Source organism: Pauljensenia sp. UMB3104, assembly GCF_030217285.1.
Lineage (GTDB): Bacteria > Actinomycetota > Actinomycetes > Actinomycetales > Actinomycetaceae > Pauljensenia.
The window spans coordinates 20,154-41,673 of record NZ_JASONN010000004.1 but is presented as its reverse complement, the minus strand read 5'-3'; the positions used below and the strand labels follow the sequence as shown (position 1 = coordinate 41,673).

General features: G+C 66.2%; 22 protein-coding genes. 16 read left to right on the top strand and 6 right to left on the bottom strand.

The features are described from left to right. Positions 1-179: 179 nt before the first annotated feature. The 7 genes from QP415_RS03230 to QP415_RS03200 all read left to right on the top strand — a co-directional run bounded on the left by QP415_RS03230 (position 180) and on the right by QP415_RS03200 (position 7,443). Entirely contained in the window at positions 180-1,328 is a 1,149-nt protein-coding gene (locus QP415_RS03230; RefSeq protein ID WP_285098647.1) for an ROK family protein, read from the top strand. After that, entirely contained in the window at positions 1,325-2,782 is a 1,458-nt protein-coding gene (locus QP415_RS03225) for a M81 family metallopeptidase (protein ID WP_048677464.1), read from the top strand. The genes QP415_RS03230 and QP415_RS03225 overlap by 4 nt, the downstream gene beginning before the upstream one ends. Then, positions 2,779-3,711: an ROK family protein gene (locus QP415_RS03220; protein ID WP_285098645.1), complete on the top strand. Its 933-nt coding sequence runs from the start codon at positions 2,779-2,781 to the stop codon at positions 3,709-3,711. The genes QP415_RS03225 and QP415_RS03220 overlap by 4 nt, the downstream gene beginning before the upstream one ends. Continuing rightward, positions 3,708-4,388: a copper homeostasis protein CutC gene (locus QP415_RS03215; RefSeq protein WP_016460083.1), complete on the top strand. Its 681-nt coding sequence runs from the start codon at positions 3,708-3,710 to the stop codon at positions 4,386-4,388. The genes QP415_RS03220 and QP415_RS03215 overlap by 4 nt, the downstream gene beginning before the upstream one ends. A gap of 75 nt (positions 4,389-4,463) precedes the next feature. Next, positions 4,464-5,237, top strand: a complete 774-nt coding sequence (nagB, locus tag QP415_RS03210; RefSeq protein WP_048677466.1) for a glucosamine-6-phosphate deaminase — start codon at positions 4,464-4,466, stop codon at positions 5,235-5,237. A gap of 134 nt (positions 5,238-5,371) precedes the next feature. Continuing rightward, complete coding sequence (locus QP415_RS03205; protein WP_009647810.1) at positions 5,372-5,704, top strand: DUF3039 domain-containing protein; 333 nt, start codon at positions 5,372-5,374, stop codon at positions 5,702-5,704. After that, positions 5,701-7,443 carry a DEAD/DEAH box helicase gene (locus QP415_RS03200; RefSeq protein WP_016460081.1) on the top strand — a complete coding sequence of 581 codons (1,743 nt, stop codon included), beginning with the start codon at positions 5,701-5,703 and terminating at the stop codon, positions 7,441-7,443. Before QP415_RS03205 ends, QP415_RS03200 begins: the two co-directional genes overlap by 4 nt. Before the next feature lie 106 nt (positions 7,444-7,549). Here the strand turns inward: QP415_RS03200 and QP415_RS03195 are convergent, their stop codons facing one another. Further along, the gene (locus QP415_RS03195) at positions 7,550-8,893 is read right to left on the bottom strand and encodes a nicotinate phosphoribosyltransferase (RefSeq protein WP_016460080.1); all 1,344 of its coding nucleotides are present in this window, start codon (positions 8,891-8,893) and stop codon (positions 7,550-7,552) included. 81 nt (positions 8,894-8,974) lie between these two features. Here QP415_RS03195 and clpS point away from each other — a divergent pair, with 81 nt between their 5' ends. The 4 genes from clpS to QP415_RS03175 are packed head-to-tail and all read left to right on the top strand — an operon-like array spanning position 8,975 to position 11,483. Next, positions 8,975-9,262: an ATP-dependent Clp protease adapter ClpS gene (gene clpS, locus QP415_RS03190; RefSeq protein WP_016460079.1), complete on the top strand. Its 288-nt coding sequence runs from the start codon at positions 8,975-8,977 to the stop codon at positions 9,260-9,262. Between the two features lie 3 nt (positions 9,263-9,265). Continuing rightward, a complete protein-coding gene (locus tag QP415_RS03185; RefSeq protein WP_048677468.1) occupies positions 9,266-9,838 on the top strand; it encodes a DUF2017 family protein in 573 nt (190 codons plus the stop codon). A gap of 17 nt (positions 9,839-9,855) precedes the next feature. Continuing rightward, positions 9,856-10,686: a glutamate racemase gene (gene murI / locus QP415_RS03180; RefSeq protein WP_016460077.1), complete on the top strand. Its 831-nt coding sequence runs from the start codon at positions 9,856-9,858 to the stop codon at positions 10,684-10,686. Next, positions 10,683-11,483, top strand: a complete 801-nt coding sequence (locus tag QP415_RS03175; RefSeq protein ID WP_016460076.1) for an MBL fold metallo-hydrolase — start codon at positions 10,683-10,685, stop codon at positions 11,481-11,483. The genes murI and QP415_RS03175 overlap by 4 nt, the downstream gene beginning before the upstream one ends. 48 nt (positions 11,484-11,531) lie before the next feature. On the opposite strand, the gene QP415_RS03170 is transcribed toward QP415_RS03175, so the two are convergent. Continuing rightward, positions 11,532-12,449, bottom strand: a complete 918-nt coding sequence (locus tag QP415_RS03170; RefSeq protein WP_048677471.1) for a LysR family transcriptional regulator — start codon at positions 12,447-12,449, stop codon at positions 11,532-11,534. An 86-nt stretch (positions 12,450-12,535) separates the two neighbouring features. Here QP415_RS03170 and QP415_RS03165 point away from each other — a divergent pair, with 86 nt between their 5' ends. Both QP415_RS03165 and QP415_RS03160 read left to right on the top strand, forming a co-directional pair. Further along, the gene (locus QP415_RS03165) at positions 12,536-12,868 is read left to right on the top strand and encodes a CBU_0592 family membrane protein (protein ID WP_016460074.1); all 333 of its coding nucleotides are present in this window, start codon (positions 12,536-12,538) and stop codon (positions 12,866-12,868) included. Positions 12,869-13,148: 280 nt separating this feature from the next. After that, positions 13,149-13,271, top strand: a complete 123-nt coding sequence (locus tag QP415_RS03160; RefSeq protein WP_016460073.1) for a hypothetical protein — start codon at positions 13,149-13,151, stop codon at positions 13,269-13,271. Positions 13,272-13,346: 75 nt separating this feature from the next. Here the strand turns inward: QP415_RS03160 and rdgB are convergent, their stop codons facing one another. Continuing rightward, positions 13,347-13,961, bottom strand: coding sequence for an RdgB/HAM1 family non-canonical purine NTP pyrophosphatase (gene rdgB, locus QP415_RS03155; RefSeq protein WP_285098637.1), 615 nt, complete (start codon positions 13,959-13,961; stop codon positions 13,347-13,349). Continuing rightward, entirely contained in the window at positions 13,958-14,725 is a 768-nt protein-coding gene (gene rph / locus QP415_RS03150) for a ribonuclease PH (RefSeq protein ID WP_285098635.1), read from the bottom strand. The genes rdgB and rph overlap by 4 nt, the downstream gene beginning before the upstream one ends. 36 nt (positions 14,726-14,761) lie before the next feature. On the opposite strand from rph, the gene nudC reads away from it, so the two are divergent. Next, the gene (gene nudC, locus QP415_RS03145) at positions 14,762-15,697 is read left to right on the top strand and encodes an NAD(+) diphosphatase (protein ID WP_285098634.1); all 936 of its coding nucleotides are present in this window, start codon (positions 14,762-14,764) and stop codon (positions 15,695-15,697) included. A gap of 26 nt (positions 15,698-15,723) precedes the next feature. Then, positions 15,724-17,739, top strand: a complete 2,016-nt coding sequence (locus QP415_RS03140; RefSeq protein ID WP_285098632.1) for an ATP-dependent DNA helicase UvrD2 — start codon at positions 15,724-15,726, stop codon at positions 17,737-17,739. Here QP415_RS03140 and QP415_RS03135 read toward each other — a convergent pair. After that, positions 17,717-18,619 carry a hypothetical protein gene (locus QP415_RS03135; RefSeq protein ID WP_285098630.1) on the bottom strand — a complete coding sequence of 301 codons (903 nt, stop codon included), beginning with the start codon at positions 18,617-18,619 and terminating at the stop codon, positions 17,717-17,719. The genes QP415_RS03140 and QP415_RS03135 overlap by 23 nt on opposite strands. A 110-nt stretch (positions 18,620-18,729) precedes the next feature. Further along, positions 18,730-20,196 (bottom strand): zinc-dependent metalloprotease, encoded by a 1,467-nt coding sequence (locus QP415_RS03130; RefSeq protein ID WP_285098628.1) that lies wholly within the window; start codon positions 20,194-20,196, stop codon positions 18,730-18,732. A 136-nt stretch (positions 20,197-20,332) separates the two neighbouring features. Here QP415_RS03130 and QP415_RS03125 point away from each other — a divergent pair, with 136 nt between their 5' ends. Beyond that, positions 20,333-21,511, top strand: a complete 1,179-nt coding sequence (locus tag QP415_RS03125; RefSeq protein WP_285098837.1) for a YlbL family protein — start codon at positions 20,333-20,335, stop codon at positions 21,509-21,511. The last annotated feature ends 9 nt before the right edge of the window (positions 21,512-21,520 follow it).

Genomic DNA, 21,520 nt, shown 5'->3' with positions numbered 1-21,520 from the left:
TGACAGTTTGTCGGCCGATGTTGCCACTATGACCAAAATTCGGAATGTTGCGAAAAAATAACGAAGAATTTTGGCGAAAGAAGTGCCACACTTTCTTCGATGGGGCATAATTAAGGTGTTCTCGACGATGAGCGCTGTGTAACGTTGAAGTTACCGCATATCTATGTGAAGGAGGTGTCATGGCCACGCATGACGTCGATGAGACCGTCCTGACGCTGATCGGATCCGGTCAGGCGGATACGCGTCCCGCAATTGTCAAGCAAACTGGCCTTGCACCGTCAACGATTTCGGCGGCCGTCTCCCGCCTCGTTGAGGCGGGCAAAGTCGCGGAAGCGGACGAGTCTGTCTCGACCGGCGGGCGCAGGGCGCGTCGACTCGTTACTTCTGACGGAGCCGGCGCTCTTGCTCTCGTTGAACTGGGAGCCCACCACGGCCTCGTCGCCCTGACGGGTCCCACGCGCGGAATAGGTGTGGCGAGCAGCCTCCTCATCGATATTGCGGAAGGCCCCCAGGTGGTGCTGGACGCCGTCATGGAGGAAGTGGCGCGCCAGGAAGAAGCTGTCGGCGTGCGGGTCGGCGGCCTTGCCCTGGCGGTTCCAGGCCCCGTGGACGCTGACCGTTCGCGCGTCATCCGCCCCGCCCGCATGCCCGGGTGGGATGGAATCAACGTCGCCGAGGCCGTGACGGAGCAAAGCGGTCTACCCGCCCTCATCGAAAACGACGCGCGCGCGGGAGCCATCGGCGAATCCGTCTACCGGCGCCGGCTGGAAGGCGTCGCCCCCATCGACACGCTCATCTACATCAAGGCTGGCTCCGCCATCGGTGGCGCCTACCTCGTAGAGGGCGTGCCCCAGGTGGGTCAGGGCGGACTGGCCGGGGATATCTCGCATATCCCCGTCGAGGCCGCCGCCGGACGCCCCTGCAAGTGCGGTAACGTCGGCTGCCTCGAAACAATCGCGTCCGCCGACTCGATCCGGGCAGACCTGGCCGCCACCGGCCTCGTCTATGAGAACAACGCACAGCTTCTCGCCGCCGCACGCGACGGTATTCCCGAAGTTGCGACGGCCATCCGCCAGGCGGGAACCCTTCTGGGCCACAGCGTCGCCCACCTCGTGTCCTTCCTGGCGCCTCAGGGAGTCATCGTCGGAGGAGCACTCTCCGCCGTCGATGCCTTCACCGCGGGAGTGCGCGCCGCACTCCACCAATCCTGCCTCCCCTCGATCATGGAACACCTTGTGATCGAATCGTCTCGATCAGGGCGCGAAGCCGCGCTCTGGGGACTCTCCACACTTACCCCCTCGAAGATCTCAAAGGAGAATCGCTCATGACCAAGCCCCGCATCGCGGTTGCCGGCATTCACATCGAATCCTCGACGTTTACCCCCTACATCTCGACGGCCGACGACTTCATCGTCACGCGCGGCGAGGAACTGATGGATCGCTTCTACTGGCGCGACGAGGACTGGGCCACCCAGATCGAGTGGATCCCCGTCCTGCACTCGCGCGCCCTGCCCGGCGGCGTCGTCGAGCGTGGCGCCTACGACGCCTGGAAGGCCGAAATCCTCGAAGGCCTCGCAGCTGCCGGTCCCCTCGACGGCCTCTTTTTTGACATCCACGGTGCCATGAGCGTCCAGGGCATGGACGACGCCGAAGGCGACCTCATTAACGCCATCCGCGGTGTCATCGGCCCGGAGCCCATGGTCAGCGCCTCGATGGACCTGCACGGAAACGTCTCCCAGGACCTCTTCGACGGCTGCGACATCCTCACCTGCTACCGCCTCGCACCCCACGAGGACGCCCTCGAGTCGCGTCGTCGTGCCGCCTACAACCTGGGCATGCGCCTCCTGAACGGGCAGCCCAAGCCCGTCAAGGCCCTCGTCCACGTCCCCGTCCTGCTGCCGGGCGAGAAGACCTCGACCCGCATCGAACCCGCCAAGTCCCTGTACAAGATGATTGACCCCATCGAAGCGATGGACGGCATCCTCGACGCCGCAATCTGGATCGGCTTCGCGTGGGCGGACCAGCCGCGCTGCAAGGGCGCGGTCGTCGTGACCGGCGACGACGCGGAACTCGTCAAGGAGCAGGCCGAGCGTATTGGCCAGTACTTCTGGGATGTGCACGACCGCTTCGAGTTCGTTGCCCCCGTCGCCTCCATGGAAGAGTGCCTGGCTGCCGCCGAGGAGGGGCCCAAGCCCTTCTTTATTTCCGACTCCGGCGACAACCCGGGTGCTGGCGGTGCCGACGACGTGACGGTCGCGCTCGCGGCGCTGCTTGCGTGGAAGCCTGTCCAGGAAGCGACGCTCGACGTCATCTACGCCTCGATCATCGACCCCGCCGCGGCCGCGGTCGCGTGGGAGGCCGGTGTGGGTGCTGAGGTGGACCTCGAGGTCGGTGGACACATTGACACCCGCGAGCCTGGAACGCTGAGCGTGCACGCCACGGTCGAGGCCCTGGCCGACGACCCGATGGGTGGCCACACCGCCCTGCTGCGCACGGGTGGCCTGCGCTTCATCGTCACCACGAACCGCAACCAGTACACGATGTACTGCCAGTTCGAGCTGCTCGGCGTGGACATCACGACCGCCGACGTCGTCGTCGTCAAGATCGGCTACCTTGAGCCCGACCTGTACGAGACCCAGAAGGGCTGGCTCATGGCGCTGACTCCGGGTGGTGTCGACCAGGATCTCATCCGCCTCGGACACCACAAGATCGACCGCCCGATGTTCCCCTTCGATCCCGACATGGCCGATCCTGATCTGCATGCACAGGTCGTTGAACCATGAGTGCCGTGAAGGATTCCCAGGGGCCGGTATTCGCCGGCATCGACATCGGCGGCACGTCCATAAAATGGATGATCGTCGATGAGGCGGGATCGATCCTCACGCAGGGACACGAACCCACCGATCGCGAGGCCGTGGCCGATCAGGTGGGGCGCATCGGTGCCCGGCTTGCCAGCGGCTACCCGGGACTGGTCGGTTTCGGCCTGATCTGCCCCGGCCTCGTCGATGAGGAGAGTGGGACCGTCGTGTATGCGGCGAACCTGGAGCTGCGCGGCGTTCAGCTGGCCCGCGCGGTCGAGGAAGCGACGGGTGTGCCCGCCGCGCTCATGCACGATGGTCGCGCCGCCGGCCTGGCCGAGGGTCTTCTCGGCGCGGGCCGTGGGGCCTCCTCCTTCCTGATGATGCCCATCGGCACCGGTATCTCCGTGGCCCTCATGCTGGGCGAGCGCCTGTGGAGCGGCGCGACGTTCAGCGCCGGAGAGGTCGGGCACGCCCCCGTCTTCCCGGGCGGTGAGTCCTGCCGCTGCGGTTCGCGCGGCTGCCTGGAGGTCTACGCCTCGGCGAAGGGCATTGCCCGGCGCTACGAGCAGGCGACCGGCGAGGATATCGGCGCGAAGGCTGTCGAGGCTGGCATCGGAAACGACCCGGTCGCCACCGAGGTATGGAACACCGCTGTGCGCGCCCTCGCCCTCTCGCTGACCCACATGACGCTCACCGTCGACGTCGAACGCATCATCATCGGCGGCGGCCTGTCGCACGCGGGTGAGCACCTGCTGGCGCCGCTGCGCGAAGAGTTTGCCTCGATGCTGACATTCCGTGACGCCCCCGAGATCGTCCGTGCTTCCCTTGGGGGAGCGGGCGGCCGTTGGGGTGCGGCGATCCTGGCCGCCCGCGTGGGTGGCTCGACGTGCTACGAAAGGTGGCAGCCGTGACCGTTGTTGAGATTTGCGTGGAAGATGCGCTCGGCGTGCGCCGTGCGCGCGACGGGGGAGCGGATCGCATCGAGATCTGCACCGACTTGTCGTGCGGTGGCCTGACCCCCGCATTCGACGAGGTGGCGGCCGCCCTCGAGGTGGCTCCCGCTGGGGGCGTGCAGGTGCTTGTGCGCCCGCGCCCCGGGGACTTCGTGCACACGCGTGAAGAGGTGGACCGAATCGCCTCGGACATCGTGACCCTGGCGTCGATCGGTCGGGGAGCGTCGGTGCCCCTCGGCTTCGTCGTCGGAGTCATCACGCGTGACGGGCAGATCGACGTGGATGCGGCCGCACGCCTGCGCGATGTGGCCGAGGATGCGCCGCTGACCTTCCACCGTGGCTTCGACCAGGTCGTGGACCAGGATCGCGGCCTCGACGTGCTGATGGAACTTGGCTACGACCGAGTGTTGACGACGGGCGGTGATCCGGCGGTCGCGCAGCCGGGGGCTCTCGCTCGGCTCGTTGAGCGCGGGGGAGACGACATCATCATCCTGGTGTCGGGTGGCCTGCGTGCTCACAATGTCGCCGAGGTTGTGGCAGCCTCGGGCGCTCGGGAGGTCCACATGCGTGCTCCGGGGACCTCCGGTACCGATCAGGCTGAGGTCGAGCGAATCGTCGCTGCCCTGCACGGATAGCCCAGCTCACACATTTGTGGAAAATCATCGTCGATTCGTCTGACAAATCGACGTCAGCAGTGTAAGGTTAAACACATGAGAATTGGAATTTTCAACGACGAAGATCAGATCGCATCCCTCGCAGCGGACCGCATCCTCGAGGTCTACCGCGCTAAGCCGAACTTTGTGCTCGGCCTGGCCACCGGTTCCTCGCCGCTGAAGCTCTACGCAGAGCTCGTGCGCCGCTACGAGGCCGGTCAGATCTCCTTTGCCCAGGTTCGCTCCTACAACCTCGACGAGTACGTGGGCCTGCCCCGCGACCACTACGAGGGCTACGCGAACTTCATCCACCGCAACCTCGTCGACCTGGTCGACATGCCCGAGGGTGCGGCACACGGCCCCGACGGCTGGTGCGATGACCTCGATGCTGGCGCTGCCGCCTACGATGAGGCCATCAAGGCCGACGGTGGCATCGATATCCAGGTCCTCGGCATCGGAAGCGATGGCCACATCGGCTTCAACGAGCCCGGCGGCACCCTCGCGTCGCGCACCCATGTGGGCGTCCTGACCGAGCAGACCCGCCGCGACAACGCGCGCTTCTTCGATGGCGACATTGACCAGGTTCCCACGCACTGCGTGACCCAGGGCCTGGGCACGATCATGGACTCGCGCGCCCACATCTTCATCGCCACCGGTGAGGGCAAGGCTGACGCGGTCAAGGCCATGATCGAGGGCGGCGTGACCCAGCGCTGGCCCGCGTCCATCCTCCAGCACCACCCCGATGTCACCGTGCTCCTCGACGAGGCCGCCGCCTCCAAGCTCGAGCTCGCAGACTTCTACAAGGAGGTCTGGGAGAAGGAACACCTGTGAGATAGGTTCCCCATCCGACCGTGCCCCGGCCTCGTGAATGCGAGGTCGGGGCCTTATTGTGAGCGTCGCTTCTTCGCTTCGAGCGCACGCGTGCCACCCGTTGGAAGCATCCCCAGGCACGTACAATGGACACCATGCGTAATGCCCTCGACGAACCCACCGGCCCCTCCGCGCCCTCCGGTCCCTCCACCGCGTCCTCGACCGGTCTGCTGGAGCGTACCGAGACCCGCAAGGAGCGCACGGACGGGGACGGCGACCGCTTTGCCCACTTCGTGCGCAAGGACAAGGCGAACTCCTCCATGGTGACGGGCCAGCCCGTCGTCGCCCTGTGCGGCAAGGTGTGGATCCCCACCCGCGACGCCTCGCAGTACCCGGTGTGCCCCACCTGCAAGGAGCTGCGTGATTCGATGGGTAAGAACGGGCGTAACTGGCCCTTCTCCGATGGAGGAAAGGGCTCCGACAAGTGAGCGAGACGACCCGGCGCGCACCCGTTGGCAGGCTGCGCGCCTGGCAGGCCGCTGCCTTGGACCGCTACATGGCCTCGTCCCCGCGCGACTTCCTGGCGGTCGCGACCCCGGGCGCAGGTAAGACGACTTTCGCCCTGACCCTTGCAACTGAGCTGATTGCGCGCGGAGTTGTCGACAAGCTGACCGTCGTGTGCCCCACCGAGCACCTCAAGGGGCAGTGGGCCTCGAGCGCCGCGCGTTTTGGCATCCACATCGACCCCGACTTCACGAACTCCCAGGGCGTGGCCGGCTCGCACTTCGACGGTGTGGCCGTCACCTACGCGCAGATCGGTTCTAATCCGGCCGTCCATGCCGCCCGTACCCGCGCCTACCGCACCCTCGTCATCCTCGACGAGATCCACCACGCCGGCGACTCCCTGTCGTGGGGCGATGGCGTGCGCGAGGCCTTCACGGACGCGACGCGCCGCCTGGCCCTGACGGGCACGCCCTTCCGATCTGACACCTCGCCGATCCCCTTCGTCACCTACGAGGAAGACGAGGAGGGTATACGACGTTCGCGCGCGGACTACACCTATGGCTACGGCGACGCCCTCAAGGACGGCGTCGTGCGCCCCGTCCTGTTCATGTCCTACTCCGGACAGATGGCCTGGCGTACCAACGCGGGTGATGAGGTCAGTGCCCGCCTGGGCGAGCCCCTCACCAAGGACATGATGAAGCAGGCGTGGCGCACCGCGCTCGACCCCAAGGGCGAGTGGATCCCCGCCGTCCTGCGCGCCGCCGATCTGCGCCTCGAGGAGGTGCGCCGCGCCGTGCCTGACGCGGGCGGCCTCGTCATCGCATCGAACCAGGAGCACGCGCGCGCCTACGCCCGCCACCTGCGCCTCATCACCGGCAAGGCCCCCACGATTGTCCTCTCCGACGATGCGGATGCTTCCGACCGTATTTCCGAGTTCGCGGATTCCACCGACAAATGGATGGTCGCCGTGCGCATGGTGTCCGAGGGTGTCGACGTTCCACGCCTGGCCGTGGGCGTCTACGCCACGAATGCGTCCACGCCCCTGTTTTTCGCCCAGGCGATCGGTCGCTACGTGCGAGCGCGCCGCCGCGGTGAGACCGCCACCGTCTTCATCCCCTCCGTCGTGCCCCTCCTGACCCTCGCCGGCGGCATGGAGATCGAGCGCGACCACGCGCTGGATCGCCCCAAGCGCGAGGAAGCCAGCGAAGACGACATGTGGAACCCCGAGGATGCCCTCGTCGCGGCCGCAAACCGCGAGGAAAAGGCATCTTCTGACCTGCTCTCCCAGTTCGAGGTCTTGGGAGCGGACGCCGAGTTCGACGGCGTCCTCTTCGACGGCGCCGCATGGGGCGCCGGTGCCGAGGTCGGATCCGAGGAGGAGCAGGAATACCTGGGCATTCCCGGCCTGCTGGACGCCGACCAGGTAACGACCCTGCTGCGCGCCCGCCAGGCCGACCAGGTTGCCGCCCAAAAGAAGAGCCGCGCCGCCCAAAAGATGCGTGAGGAGAACGCGGGCATCCCGGCTCACAAGCTGCGCGCCGCCAAGCGCAAGGAGCTCCAGCACCTGGTCTCCACGTGGTCGCGCCGATCCGGCGAAACCCACGCGACCATCCACTCGCGCCTGCGCTCGCGCTGCGGCGGCCCCGAGGTCGCCCAGGCCACGACCGAGCAGATTGAGGCGCGCATCGCCCTGCTGCGCGAATGGTTCGTCGGCCGCCACTGACGCGCGGCCGCGTCGCACTCGGCGCACACTGACGTATCACGAGGCCCCGGCCTCGTCCCTCTGAGCGAAGGACGAGGCCGGGGCCTGGCCGCAGTGCGTGAAGCGGTCAGTCGACCTTCTCGTAGCGCGTGGGGATCGCGGCCTCGCCCTCGGAGAGGCGCCACGCCTGGTAGGGCAGCTCGTTGCGGGCACGCAGGTGGTGCTCCTGGGCGCGGGACAGAGCCTCGGAACCCCATGCAGCGGCGTCGATCTGGCCGCCGCGAACCAGCTGGACCTGCAGCGGGCGGGCGCCGCGCTCGGCGAGGAGTGCCTGGCCTTCTTCGAAGGACGTGCCGACGAGCAGGAGCTCCTCGGTCGCGTAGCCGTCCTCGCCCAGGACGCGGCCGGCGACCTTGCGCCCGCCGACCGTGGACTTCGACTCGGCCTTCTTGGCAACGAGCACGGTCTCGCCGTTGGAATCCTCGCGCTGGACGACCTTGTAGACCAGGGCGGCCGTCGGGACGCCAGAGCCCGTCACCAGCTTGGTGCCCACGCCGTAGGAGTCCACGGGGGCCGCGCCGAGGGCGGCGATCGCGTACTCGTCCAGATCGGAGGTCACCGTGATCTTGGTGGTCGTCGCGCCCATCGCGTCGAGCTGTCCGCGCACCTTGAAGGCCTCAGCGACCAGATCGCCAGAGTCCAGGCGAACCGCGCCCAGCTCGCCGCCCGCAGCGCGCGCGGCCTCGACCGCGTTGATGACGCCCTGCCTGATGTCGTAGGTATCCACGAGCAAGGTCGTGCCCGCGCCCAGCTTGGCGACCTGGGAATCGAAGGCATCGCGCTCGGTGTCGTGCAGGAGCGTGAAGGCGTGGGCGGCCGTGCCGATGCAGCGGATCCCGTAGCGCTTCGCGGCCTCAAGGTCGGAGGTGCCCTGGAAGCCACCGATGACGGCGGCGCGCGCGGCGGACACCGCGGCGCGCTCGTGGGCGCGGCGTGCACCCATGTCCATGCAGGGGCGGCCGTGGGCAGCGATCGTCATACGCGAGGCAGCCGAGGCCACCGCGCAGTCGTGGTTGAGGATCGACAGGAGCAGCGTCTCCAGGAGCGTGCAGTCCGCGAAGGTGCCCTCAACGGTGAGCAGAGGCGATCCGGAGAAGTAGCACTCGCCCTCGGCGTAACCCCAGATATCTCCGGTGAAACGCCACGAGGACAGGAACTGGGCGGCCTCCTCGGAGATGATCCCCTGGTCGCGCAGCCAATCGATCTGCTCGGCGTCGAACTCGAAGCGTTCCAGGGCCTCGAGAATGCGACCGGTACCGGCCACGACGCCGAAACGACGCGTGGCGGGCAGGCGGCGCCCAAACAGCTCAAACGTGCAGCGACGATGCGCGGTGCCATCCTTGAGGGCGGCGTCGAGCATCGTGAGCTCGTACATATCAGTCAGCAATGAAGTAGATGTCGATGCAGGCATACTGTGAGCCTACCCTGAGAACCGTGTCACCGGGGTGCGAATTCGCTTCCCAGACACGTTCATTGCCCGTAGTGTTGACATATGACAACGATCCTCCAACCAGCGTCCCGCGCGCAGGAAGCACCCACCGCGGTGCCGCGCTGGCGTGCCGTCGTGTGGGACGATCCCGTCAATCTCATGAGCTACGTGAGTGCCGTTTTTCGGCAGTATTTCGGCTATTCCGCCGCGCGCGCGGAGGAGCTCATGATGGCCGTCCATACGCGCGGGCGCGCCACCGTCTCCACGGGAGTGCGCGAGCGCATCGAAGCCGACGTCATGGCCATGCATTCCTACGGGCTGCGCGCCACCATCGAAGAAGACAGAGACTAAACGATGGAAGGTTTCGCTCCTCGAGACGGCGGCTTTGCTTCGTCGATGAGTAGTGGCGAAGCGCTTCTCCTGCGCCAACTTGCCACCGAGGTCCTCGTTGTCCTTGATGACCCGGGAGACTTCGGCGTGACTCCGTCGACGCTGAGCGCGTTGACGGAAACCGAACAGCGTCGGGAAGCTCCGCCAGAACGAACGTTGCGGATGCTCCTTCCTTCCATGAGCGAGGACAAGGACGATGCCGCCCGGATGCGTGCCCTCACCGAGGATCTCCTGCGTCGTGAGAAGTCGGTGCGACTGCGCTCCATCGTCAGCGATCTTGACCACATCGTTCACGGCGAGACGGACACCCTCGTGATACGGCCCGGTGACGTGTGGTCGTGGCTGGGCGCCCTCAATGACATTCGGCTCGGCTTGGCTGGTGAACTGGACCTATCCGATGAAAGTGACGCGCAGCGGATCGAAGAACTGGCGATGAGTGAACCGACCGGGGAACGTTCGCAAACTGTCGCCGCCATCTATATGCTCATCACATGGTGGCAGGACTCACTCCTGGAAGCCGTCAATAATTCGCAGTAACGCATAAGGTCGGATACATGAACAACGCCCCGATCGGAATTTTCGACTCGGGCCTAGGTGGGCTGACGGTGGCGCGCGCAGTCATCGATAAACTGCCCGATGAAGAGATCATCTACCTGGGCGACACCGAGCACACGCCTTACGGTCCTCGCGCTATTGCGCAGGTGCGCTCGCTGACGCTCTCCGCTCTCGACGAGCTGGCCTCGCGCGGCGTGAAGGCCCTCGTCATCGCCTGCAATACAGCGACGGCAGCTGCCCTCGCGGATGCTCGCGAACGCTACTGGATCGATGCCGGCATCCCCGTCATCGAGGTCATTACTCCGGCCGCCCGACAGAGCGTCATCGCCACCCGCAACCACCATGTTGGCGTTATCGGAACGAAGGCAACCATCCAGTCCGAGGCATACCTCCGTGCGCTCGCGGCCGTGCCCGGGCTGACGGTGAGCCAGCAGGCGTGCCCGGCTTTCGTCGACTTCGTCGAGGCCGGGGTGACCACGGGCGAAGAAATTGAGTCTGTGGCGCGCGAGTACCTCACTCCGCTGAAGGAAGCGGGCGTGGATACGCTGATCCTGGGCTGTACGCACTACCCGCTTCTCACCGGCGTGATCGGGCGCGTCATGGGCGAGGGCGTCACCCTGGTCACCTCCTCGGAGGCGACAGCGAACGTGACCTACAACGAGCTGGTGGACCGGGGGCTCTTGCATGACCCATGGCCTGCCGGGCAGGGGCCGCAGCATCAATTCCTGGCGACGGGTGCATCCGACGCTTTCCCGCGCTTGGCCAGGCGATTCCTCGGCCCCGAGGTGGGATCCGTTGTGCGCGTGAGCACCGGCGGTGGTGTCGCGTGAAGCTGACCGTCATCGGTGCGACAGGCTCGATGTCGGGGCCCGAGTCCCCCGCATCCTCCTACCTCATTCAAGCGCGCGGCATCGACCCGCAATCGGGCGGGGAACGCGTGTTTTCGCTCGTGTGTGACCTGGGACCTGGTTCTTTTGGGGCGCTGTGGACGCACCTGTGTCCGTGTGACCTGGATGCGTTGGCCCTGTCGCACTGCCATGCCGACCATATGGGTGACATCATTTCGCTGCAGGTGTACCGCAAGTGGGGTCCCGGCTCCTGCGCCCTGCGGCCCGTGTCCCTGTTTGGGCCCGCGGAGACGATGCATCGTGTCCGTCAGATCGAGGGCGCCGCGCAGGATGAGTGCTACGAGGCTGAATTCGCTTTCACTCACCTGCAGGTGGGGGAGTCCTACCAGGTTGGCCCGATGACGATTCGTCCGTTCCGCGCCCTGCACCCGGTTGAGGCTTTTGGCCTGCGTATTGAGGGGCCTTCCGAGGATGATCCCTCCCGCCGTGTGTCCCTGTTCTATACGGGCGATACCGATCTGTGCGACACGATCGTCGAGGGGGCATCCGGTGTCGACGTCCTCCTGAGTGAGGTTGGCTTTACCTCTGAAGCCACCGAGCCCGACATGCATATGGACGGTGTGCGCGCGGGGACTCTCGCGACGAGGGCTGGGGTCGGGCGCATGATCGCCACCCATATTCAGCCGTGGACGCCCCGTGAGCAGGTCTCTTCGGAGATTCGTCAGGCGTGGAGCGGGCCTCTCGAATTCGCGGTTTCCGGCATGGAGGTCAGCCTCTGAGCAGTCCCTCGCCCCGTCGATCGGCGGGGCGAGGCCTGTGCGAACGTGTCAGTCCGAGGGCGTCGAGTAGGTGGCGTTGTGGCGCTTCCACTCGGCCAGATAGGCGGCGACGCGCGCGGGGCCTGCGGCCTTCGACCAGCCGTGATTCTTGTGCCGCAGCAGGATCTTGCGAGTACCCAGTGACGGGAGGGGCGTGATGCGCATGCCCTCCGTATGTGCTCCCGCCAGTGCCATCGCCGGAAGGATCGTCGAGCCCGTGCGTGCTCGCACGAGGGAGCGGGCCGCCTCGTAGGTCGTGTACAGGTGGGGGGCCCAGCGTGTATCTGGGAATGCCTTGGTGATACGGCGCATGACGTGATCGCCGCTGGTCCCGGGATTGACGCGTAGCCATGTCAGGTCGGCCAGGTCTTCGATTGACCCGATCGGGGGAGCGGAGTCGGGGGTGACGAGCACCCAGGGTTCGTCGAGGAATGGAATATCCGTGTATCCGCGCGGGGGTAGGCCCGGGTCCTCGTCTCGTTCGATGACGAGGATGTCGTAGTGGCCGGTGCGTAGCGCCGCCATGCCGGGGGTCTCTTCGGTTTCCTCAATGCGCAGGTCGACGCCCGGGAGAGCCTCGACGAGGTCGGGGAGTGCGGGAATCAGGGTGGAGCGGCAGATCGTCAGGAAAGCGCCGATAGTGACCGTTCCCGTGACCTGTCCCGTCAGGGGGCGCAGGGCCTTGAGGGCTTCGGCGATGTCTGCGTTGATGCGTTCCCCGGCCTCGGCGACGATGGTGCCAGCGGGGGTAAGGATGGCTCCCGAGGTGGTGCGCTCAACGAGCTTGAGGCCGACTTCTTCCTCGAGTTTTTGGATCTGCTGGGATACTGCTGAGGGCGAGACCATGAGGATGTCTGCGGCGGCAACGATGCCGCCCTCACGTGCGACGGATAGCAGGAAAGGCAGGCGGCGAGGGTCGATGTCCACGCGAACTCCTTTGTTAAGTGAAACTGTAAGATAACTATAGAACCATTCAATTGTGCTTGACTAGCGGAAGGTGCATCATATGAGTCATGACGATCTTCTCTCTCGCAATCACGATCCTCGGATGGGTTGGCGCGGCCGCCTCCATCGCCGCCTATTACCTGGTCTCCTCCAAGCGCTTCGCCCCTGACTCGCTGCGCTACCACTCCCTGAATGTCTCCAGCTGCGTCCTGCTGGCGATCGCCTGCGCCTCGACCGGCGCATGGCCCTCCTTCCTGACGAACGCCATCTTCATTGGCGTCGGCTGCACCATGATCTGGCGTGTGCGCGACCGCCTCGCGCGCCGCATCATGCAGGTCGTTCGCTTCTTCGATGTGCGCCGCTACCTGCCGCGCCGTGTGCGACTGGCGCGCGCCCGCTGACTCGACGTTGAATTGGGGGTAGTGAGGGGGTGGGCCCAGGGCCTGCCCCCTCACTGTGTCCACGGGAGCGTCTCCAACAGGCTGTATCCACCGGCGGATTAATTAAGACGATCAGCGTTTCATGGTCAAGACTTTCTCAAGTGTTATCAAGGGAAAGTCTGTAAGTTGCACTTCACAGAAAAATTAGAAAATGTCGATGGAAAACGCGCGATTTTAGGCGCACTATATCAGTACGACGCGGTGACAGATCCATCGCACGGTACTCAAAGAGGAGCACACCATGTCTCGTTTTGTCGCAGATATCCTTCGTCGCTTCGCCCATCACTTCAGGGTGCGTCAAGAGACCAATCCCCTGCAGTTCTCGATGGACCGCCCCATCTTCGGTAACCTCGTCGCCCGTTGATGGCGCGCCTGCGGGCGCATCACACAAGTGCCGGACACCCTCGGGTGCCCGGCACGATTGTGTCTGCGCTGCGTGTCAGCCGCGCAGATACTCCACGATGTGGGGCATGAGCGCCCGGAAGGCGATGCCGCGGTGGCTGATCGCGTTCTTCTGCTCGGCGCTCATCTGCGCGGTCGTGACCTCGAAGCCCTCGGGGACGAAGATTGGGTCGTAGCCAAATCCGCCTTCGCCGCGCGGGGTGCGCGTCAGGGTACCGCGTACCTCGCCGCGCTTGACGAATTCGCGGCCATCGGGGGTGACGAGGACGGCCGCCGACACGAAGGCGGCGCCGCGGTGGCGGTCGGGCACATCGGAGAGCTGATCAAGCAGAAGATGCAGGTTCGCTTCGTCGTTCCCGTGGGATCCGGACCAGCGCGCGGAGAAGATGCCGGGTGCTCCACCCAGCACGTCCACGGTGATTCCGGAGTCGTCGGCGATGGCCGCCAGGCCGGTGGCGCGAGCCAGGGCGCGGGCCTTGATCAGCGAATTTTCTTCGAAGGTCACTCCGTCCTCAACCGGGGAAGCCACGTCGAAATCGCTCATGCGAGCCACGCAGCCTGTCTCGAAGCCTTCCCACGCGGGGGCCAGGATGGCCTCGAGTTCGCGCACCTTGTGAGCGTTGGAGGTCGCGAAGACCAGGCGCGCGCTCACGGGCGCACCTCGACGCGCTCCATGAGGGGCGCCTCGAGCGCGAGCCTCTGCGCGCGGGCGAGCTCGGCATTGCCCAGGGTCGCCAGGTCGAGGAGCTCGTTCAGCTCATCGCGGTTAAAGGGGGCATGCTCGGCGGTGCCCTGCACCTCGATGAAGCGGCCGTCGCCGGTCTGTACGACGTTCATGTCGGTCTGTGCGCGCACGTCCTCAACATAGGGAAGGTCCAGCATCGGGGTGCCGTCGATGACACCCACGGAGATCGCGGAGATCGAGTCGGTGAGGACCTTCGCGGAGGGCTTGAGCATGCCCTGGTCCTTCGCCCAGGACACCGCGTCGGCCAGGGCCACGTAGGCGCCGGTGATGGCCGCAGTACGCGTGCCGCCGTCGGCGCGCAGGACGTCACAGTCCAGGACGATGGTGTTCTCCCCGAGAGCGGCCACGTCCACGATGCCGCGCAGGGAACGTCCGATGAGGCGTGAAATCTCCTGGGTGCGTCCGCCCACCTTGCCCTTGACAGATTCGCGGGAGGAGCGCTGCTCGGTCGCGCGCGGGAGCATCGAGTACTCGCCGGTCACCCAGCCCTCGCCGGAGTCGCGCTTCCAACGCGGCACGCCCTCAGTGAAAGAGGCGACACACAGGACACGGGTGTTGCCGAACTCGATGAGGGCAGAGCCCTCGCCGGTACCCGACCAGCCGCGGGTAATGGAGACGGGACGGAGCTGGGACGGGGTGCGCCCATCGGCGCGCAGGGGAGTATCAGTCATAGTGCCTAGGGTAGCCCACCGCGTTACCGTGGAGTTATGAGTCTTGATCTACCTCTCGTTCGCGGTCACGTTGATCCGGCGGTCGCGCTGCGCGATTCCGTGGCTCCCGCCGCCCTCGTGCGCGCCGGTGAGGCCGACGTTATCGTCGTTGACGCTGCCGGTTTCGTCCTCCTCGACGAGGCCGGGGCGCGTCGCACGGATACCCCGGTCCTGCGGCGCCTGCGTGGGGATGAGGCTGCGCGCGGCCTCGAGGGGGCCACTGCCTCGTTCATCGGTGTGGCGGGTGGACGCAGTGTCGTCGCGATCGAGACCAGCCGGGACGAGGTCCGAGGTCACTGGGAGCACCTGCGTGCGGTTGGGTGGTGCCTCGACGGAGATGATGCTGCCCTGGCGCTGACCGCGCTCGCTCTGGCGGGGTGGCACGCAAATTATCGCTACTGCCCGCGCTGTGGGGCGCAGGTGCAGCTTGTGTCCGGCGGGTGGGCCGCGCGATGTGAGACGTGCGACCGCCTGGAGTATCCGCGCCAGGATCCCGCGATCATCGTCCTGGTCCAGGACCACGATGGGCGCGTGCTCCTCGCGCATAACGCGCTGTGGCAGCCCGGTTTCGTCTCGATCATCGCCGGCTATGTCGAGGCCGGGGAGTCCCCGGATGTGACGGTTGCGCGTGAGGTTGCCGAGGAGGTTGGCGTCGATATCGAGACGCCCACGTACGTTGCGACGCAACCCTGGCCTTTCGGGCGTTCGCAGATGATGGGATATCGTGCGCGAACCCTCGAGGAGCACCCGACTCCGCAGGCGGACGGCGTGGAAATCGAGTGGGCGCGCTTCTACAGTCGCGAGGAGCTGACGCGCGCGCTCGAATCCGGTGAGATCAGCGCGCCCGGTCGCGCCTCGATCGCTTACGCGCTCCTTCGGGAATGGTATGGCGCCGACCTGCCGAGCGGGCCCGAGGGTGCGGGACGCAAGTGAGCGTGGGCGATGAAAGAATGGGGGCCATGAACCCCGAGGAACTGCTGAACGCCCTGGATCCTGATCAGCGCGCCGTCGCCACGCAGGTGGCCGGGCCGCTCGCCGTTCTGGCCGGTGCGGGCACCGGCAAAACTCGCGCGATTACGTACCGCATTGCCTACGGGGCGGCCGTCGGTGCCTTCGATCCATCGAACGTCTTGGCCGTGACCTTCACGCAGCGCGCGGCCTTCGAAATGCGCCACCGCCTGGCCCAGCTGGGTGTTCCAAAGGCTCAGGCGCGCACCTTCCACTCCGCGGCGCTGCGCCAGCTGCGCCACTTCTGGCCCACCGTCGTGGGCGGGCCGCTGCCCGACGTCATCCCGCATAAGGCATCCCTCGTCGCGGCTTCCGCTGCGCGCCTTGGGATCACGATCGACCGCACGAACGTTCGCGATATCGCGGCCGAGGTCGAATGGGCGAAGGTGTCGATGGTCGACGCCGCGCACTACGCGTCGCGTGTGGCTCGCCTGCGGCGTGACGTGCCCGCCGGGCTGGACGCGGGCGACATGGCGCGTCTCCTTGACGTGTATGAGGATGCGAAGAACGAGCGCGGTGTCATCGACTTTGAGGACATCCTCATCTACCTGTGCGGCATGCTGCAGGAGCGCGCGGACGTCGCCTCCATCGTGCGCAAGCAATACCGTTCCTTCGTGGTTGACGAGTTCCAGGATGTCAACCTCCTCCAGGCCCGTCTGCTCGACCTGTGGCTGGGCGGTCGCCACGATGTGTGCGTCGTCGGCGATGTCGCTCAGACCATTTATTCCTTCACGGGGGCGTCCCCGGATTACCTGACGGGTTTTGGACGCAAGCATCCGGGTGCTCGCATCGTGGAGCTGACCCGCGACTACCGTTCGACTCCGCAGATCGTGAGCTTGGCGAACGACGTCCTGGCTCACTCGTCCCAGCGCGAGGGTACGGTGCGCCTGTCGAGCCAGCGCGAGGGCGGCGCCCAGGTCACCTATCGGACCTACGACGATGATCGGGCAGAGGCGGAGGGTGTTGCGGCCTCGATCGCCGACCTCATCGACGCGGGGATGGCGCCCCATTCGATTGCCGTCCTCATGCGCACCAACGGCCAGTCCCAGGCTTTCGAAGAGGCCCTGGGGGCGCGCGGAATCCCCGTGGCCGTCGCAGGAGGCAAGCCCTTCTTTGCGCGCGACGACGTGCGCACCGCCATCTCGCGTCTGCGTGCCGCGGCGGCGGCAGCAACCGACACGGGGAGCGTGGGCGAGATCGTGCGCGACGTCCTGTCGGGCGTCGGCTGGGCGCCCGAGGCCCCCTCCGGTCAGGCGGGTTCCGAGCGCTGGTCGAACATGAACGCGATCGTCGGCTGGGCGGACGACAGTCAGGCGCAGACGCTGCCAGCCTTCGTCGCCGAACTCGACGAGCGCGTCGCCTATCAGGTCGAACCAGACAAGGCAGGAGTCGAGCTGGCCACCATCCATGCGGCCAAGGGCCTCGAGTGGGACGCCGTTTTCCTCGTTGGCGTCGCCGAGGGTCTCCTGCCGATCTCCTACGCAAAGACAGCCGCGGCGCGCGAGGAGGAACGTCGCCTGCTGTACGTGGCGATCACGCGTGCGCGCGACCTGCTGACCGTGTCGTGGGCGCGCTCGCGGGGGGCCGATGGGCGCGGCAAGCGCAAGCGTAGTCACCTGCTCGACGGTATCTGGCCCGAGGAGGCGCGTGTGGGCGCCCCCAAGAAGAGGGCTCGTGCCTCCACGCGTGCCCTCAACCAGGCCTTCGAAGAGGAGGCCTCACCCCAGGCGATCGAGCTGTTTGGGCGCCTGAAGGCCTGGCGCCTCGAGGTGTCACGCCAGGCGGGGGTGCCTCCCTTCGCGGTCTTCACGGATCAGACGCTGCGCGACATCGCGCAGGCCATGCCAAAGAACACGACGCAGCTGCGCATCATTCGCGGCATCGGAGACGTGAAGGTGCAGCGCTTCGCCGCCCCCGTTCTCGCACTTGTGCGCGGTGAAGAAGTCATCGTCGACGAAGGGGCGTGAGCGAGGAAGCGAGCCCGTCGATGCCGCACACGCAGTCGGTTGCGGGCTCCACCTCTTCGACGCGCACCAACCCGTCCTCGCCAATCGTCGCGACCTGCGCGCACTGCGATTCGGTGAGCGTTCCCGAGGCGAAGTCCATGACCAGTTGGCCGATGCGTTGAGCGGCCGCAAAGTGAGCGAGCAGAGCCAGTGGCGCGAGCGGCCAGCTTTCCAGCTCGCGCAGGTGTGCCAGGTGGAACGGGTCCGCTGCAGCGTGTGCGTGCTGCGAGCACTGGTAGCAGGGGGTGACGCCCGGGATGACGAACGGACCCACTTCGTAGGAGTGTTCGCCGCGCGTGACGATGAGGTGCGCAGCATCGTGCGCGGTCAGCCCGAAGGGGATACCTGGGTCGACGACCCTGTCCGCGGAAACAATCGAAAGCTCGGGTGTTCCTTGTGCGTAGAGCTGCGAGAGTGGGATGAGATCGCGCAGGGTGCGGCGTACTGCCCGATGGCGCGGTGTGCCCGTGTAGTGGCCTCCGAATACGCGGTCCCAATCCTCGTCGACCAGGGTGTGGGTCTCGATCGATAGCGACAGTGAGAACGTGTCGACGAGGCTGTGGAGGGCAAGGAGGGTCGCGGGCACCGCCCCGACGATGCCGAGTGCCAGGTGGGGGAGTGCCTCGCTACAATCCGTCAGGCGCGCCTGGGTGAGGGCCGCGAGAAGCTCCGGCGAGGCCTGGGTCTCCTCACGCTCGTGGGCGGGGTGCGCCTGATTGCTGAGCCAGATCTGGTCGCCCGCGTGCAGGTTGTCGAGCAGGACGTGTCGGCTGCGGTCGCCGCCGACCTGGACGCTGCCCGGGCCGCGCCAGAGGATCGCCGTATTGTGTGCCAGGTTCATGTTAGTCTCCTTCAGTTTGTACCTGATGGAGCCATGATGAACCTCAATGGCCATCGTGTGTGGGCGTTTGGAAAATCTGTGGAAAACTTGTCAGATCTCTTTAGAACGTCTCAGTTCGTCTCGTCCGGATCGTCCGCTTCCCCCGCGTCCGATGAGGACTCATCCGAACCGGCCGAGGCCTCGTCCCCGGGCTGCAGTCCGTCCGCCCAACCGAGCGTCCCGTCGAGAAGAGAGGTCAGCGCAGCGTCGATATCCGCGTCCTCCTCCGCAGCCGCACGGCGCAGGGTCAGGAACGTGTCGGGCGTGGCCAGCTCAGTCTCCGTGGGCACCATGTCCGGATGCGACCACAGGGCTTCGCGGGCCTCGCGACCGCCGTCTGCCTCCACCAGGGTGAAGATGGACGCTGCGCCGCGAGCCTGACGCGGGCGCATCTTCAGTCCCATGAGAGTCCCCAGGATCTCTTCGGCGGGACCGCCCGAGGCGCGCCGACGGCGCATCATTTCGCGCAGCGCATCCGCGTGGGGCAGGTAGGGCAGGGTGGCCTGGGCCGTGACGACCTCGACCCAGCCCTCAATGAGGGCGAGCATTGTCTCCAGGCGCGTCAGGGCACGGCGCTGGTCCGGCGTGGTCGATAGCGCAAACACGCCGCCGCTGAGCGCCGATTCCACGGACTGCGGATCCGAGGGGTCAACTGATCGGGCAGCCTCGGTTATCGCCTCTGTGTCGATCGCGATCTGAGAGGCGTAGCGCTCGACAGCGCGCACAAGGTCGCCCTCGAGCCACGCCACGGACGCGAAGAGGCGCCGGTGTGCAGCCTCGCGTACGGCGAGGAACTGGCGCACCTCGTCGAAGGGGACGTCGAGCCCCTCGGAGAACTGGGCGATGTTGTGGGGGAGAAGAGCCGCGTGCGAGGTATCCGACAGGGGAATGCCCGTGTCAAACGTGCCGAAAGATTCGCCCGCCAGAGCAGCCAGGACGCGTGAAATCTGAGCGGAGAACATCATCGCCGACAGGCGCGGCATCATCTCCTGAGTCTTGCCGAGCATCGCCGCCATGCCGTCGGGAAGCGAAGCGGAATCGTCGAGGCCGCCCTGCCCGAACTGCTCAGACAGCGCTGCAGACAGCGCGCGCGACACGTTCAGGGCAATTGGCTCGCAGATGCGCTTCCAGGTGGGGATCGTGTTTTCGACCCACGACACCCTGCTCCACACATTGCGCGTCACCGGGCCCGAGGCGAAATCCGTGACCGCGTCGAGCCACAGGTCCGCGACCGTCATCGCCTGACGTGCAGCCTCTGCCTCGGTGGCCGTGGGGGCAGGGTCGCCGCTGGCGTACGCGGCCTGCTTCGCGCCGTCCTCCACCAGGCGCCAATTGACCGGGCCGGCCGTCGTGTTCATGAGGAACTGGAACTGGCCCATCGCGGCGCGCATGCGCGCAGGATCGGAAAACTCCGCGGGCAGGTTCGCGGGGTCAAAGCCCTGCGCCTGTAGCGCGCGAGCGGCCTCGGCCGCGGCCTCGTCGCCCAACATGGAGCGCAGGAAATCCTCAAAGGGGGTGCCGGACTCGTTCTCGTTCATGAGCTCAGCCTAGCGAGCGCTCGTGCGACTCAGCTGGCAAATCCCTGCGAAAACGCTGAGAGCTGAACGCGTTGGGCCCGGCGCGCGTGCAACCGCGCCGTGCGTGGGACACAATGACACGGTGAGTGACACGCACATGACCTCGTCAGCCGATAGTTTCTTGCCCTTCGAGCAGGCTCCAACGAAACGTGCACCAATCGTTAGCTGGCGTATCCTCACAGCCATCCTGGCTGCCCTCGCGATGGTCGTGATCCTTTTTGTGATCCCCGTTCCCTTCGTGGTCAATAGCCCCGGCCCGACCTTCAATGTGTTGGGGTCCGACAAGGGTGTTCCGATCCTCGAGATCGACGGGACTGACCCGACGACGGGAGAACCGGTCGAGCAAGATGAACCCGAGTCCGCTTCGTATCTCGATCCCGCGAAGCCCGGGCAGGGTCAGCTGCGCATGGTGACGGTCTCCGAGTCGGGCAGTCCGGACTCCCGCCTGAATTTCGCTCAGCTCATCGCCGCCTACCTCGACCCTCACAGCAAGATCATGGACTACGAGTCGGTGTATCCCGAAGGAACCACACGCCAGCAGGTGAGCGACGCTCAGCTGGCCATGATGCGTAACTCGCAGACGACGTCCCAGGTCGCAGCCCTCGAGTACCTCGGATGGAACGTTCCCGCGACTGTCACTATCGAGGGGGCGGTGGAGGGCTCGAACGCCGAGGGGATCGTCGAGCAGGGCGATATCTTGCGTGCCATCACCACTCCGGACGGCACCCGCCACGAGGTCGCGGACGCGGTCACGCCTTTCTCGATCATGCGCACGGTTCCCGCGGGATCGACGATGACGCTGACGGTCGAGAGGAACGGTGAGACCCAGGATCTCTCCTTCGACTCCGTGGCAGCATCGGCGACGGAAAGCGGCTCGAAGCTGGGTATCTACCTCTCCGTCGATCCTTCCCTGCCTGTCACCATCAGCGTCAACATCGAGGGTGTGGGAGGCCCGAGCGCCGGCATGATGTTCTCGCTCGGCATCATCGATCGCCTCACCCCCGGAGATATGACCGGCGGCAATTCGATCGCGGGCACCGGAACCATGTCCTATGACGGCCAGGTCGGCGCCATTGGAGGGATCCAGCAGAAGCTGTGGGGTGCACACCGCGACGGAGCCCAGTGGTTCCTCGCCCCTTCCACCAACTGCGACGAAGTCGTTGGGCACGTCCCCGACGGCATGCACGTCGTCTCGGTGTCCACCCTCGACCAGGCAGTCTCCGCCGTTCACTCGATCGCCGACGGCACCGGGGATAGCTTGCCGACCTGCCAGTAGCGCTTGTTA

Excerpts from the sequence above, each read along its gene's own strand:
- QP415_RS03230 (WP_285098647.1), top strand. The coding sequence starts at position 180 with ATGGCCACGCATGACGTCGATGAGACCGTCCTGACGCTGATCGGATCC.
- QP415_RS03225 (WP_048677464.1), top strand. The coding sequence starts at position 1,325 with ATGACCAAGCCCCGCATCGCGGTTGCCGGCATTCACATCGAATCCTCG.
- QP415_RS03220 (WP_285098645.1), top strand. The coding sequence starts at position 2,779 with ATGAGTGCCGTGAAGGATTCCCAGGGGCCGGTATTCGCCGGCATCGAC.
- nagB (WP_048677466.1), top strand. The coding sequence starts at position 4,464 with ATGAGAATTGGAATTTTCAACGACGAAGATCAGATCGCATCCCTCGCA.
- QP415_RS03205 (WP_009647810.1), top strand. The coding sequence starts at position 5,372 with ATGCGTAATGCCCTCGACGAACCCACCGGCCCCTCCGCGCCCTCCGGT.
- QP415_RS03195 (WP_016460080.1), bottom strand. The coding sequence starts at position 8,893 with ATGCCTGCATCGACATCTACTTCATTGCTGACTGATATGTACGAGCTC.
- clpS (WP_016460079.1), top strand. The coding sequence starts at position 8,975 with ATGACAACGATCCTCCAACCAGCGTCCCGCGCGCAGGAAGCACCCACC.
- QP415_RS03185 (WP_048677468.1), top strand. The coding sequence starts at position 9,266 with ATGGAAGGTTTCGCTCCTCGAGACGGCGGCTTTGCTTCGTCGATGAGT.
- murI (WP_016460077.1), top strand. The coding sequence starts at position 9,856 with ATGAACAACGCCCCGATCGGAATTTTCGACTCGGGCCTAGGTGGGCTG.
- QP415_RS03165 (WP_016460074.1), top strand. The coding sequence starts at position 12,536 with ATGACGATCTTCTCTCTCGCAATCACGATCCTCGGATGGGTTGGCGCG.
- QP415_RS03160 (WP_016460073.1), top strand. The coding sequence starts at position 13,149 with ATGTCTCGTTTTGTCGCAGATATCCTTCGTCGCTTCGCCCATCACTTC.
- rph (WP_285098635.1), bottom strand. The coding sequence starts at position 14,725 with ATGACTGATACTCCCCTGCGCGCCGATGGGCGCACCCCGTCCCAGCTC.
- nudC (WP_285098634.1), top strand. The coding sequence starts at position 14,762 with ATGAGTCTTGATCTACCTCTCGTTCGCGGTCACGTTGATCCGGCGGTC.
- QP415_RS03140 (WP_285098632.1), top strand. The coding sequence starts at position 15,724 with ATGAACCCCGAGGAACTGCTGAACGCCCTGGATCCTGATCAGCGCGCC.
- QP415_RS03135 (WP_285098630.1), bottom strand. The coding sequence starts at position 18,619 with ATGAACCTGGCACACAATACGGCGATCCTCTGGCGCGGCCCGGGCAGC.
- QP415_RS03130 (WP_285098628.1), bottom strand. The coding sequence starts at position 20,196 with ATGAACGAGAACGAGTCCGGCACCCCCTTTGAGGATTTCCTGCGCTCC.
- QP415_RS03125 (WP_285098837.1), top strand. The coding sequence starts at position 20,333 with ATGACCTCGTCAGCCGATAGTTTCTTGCCCTTCGAGCAGGCTCCAACG.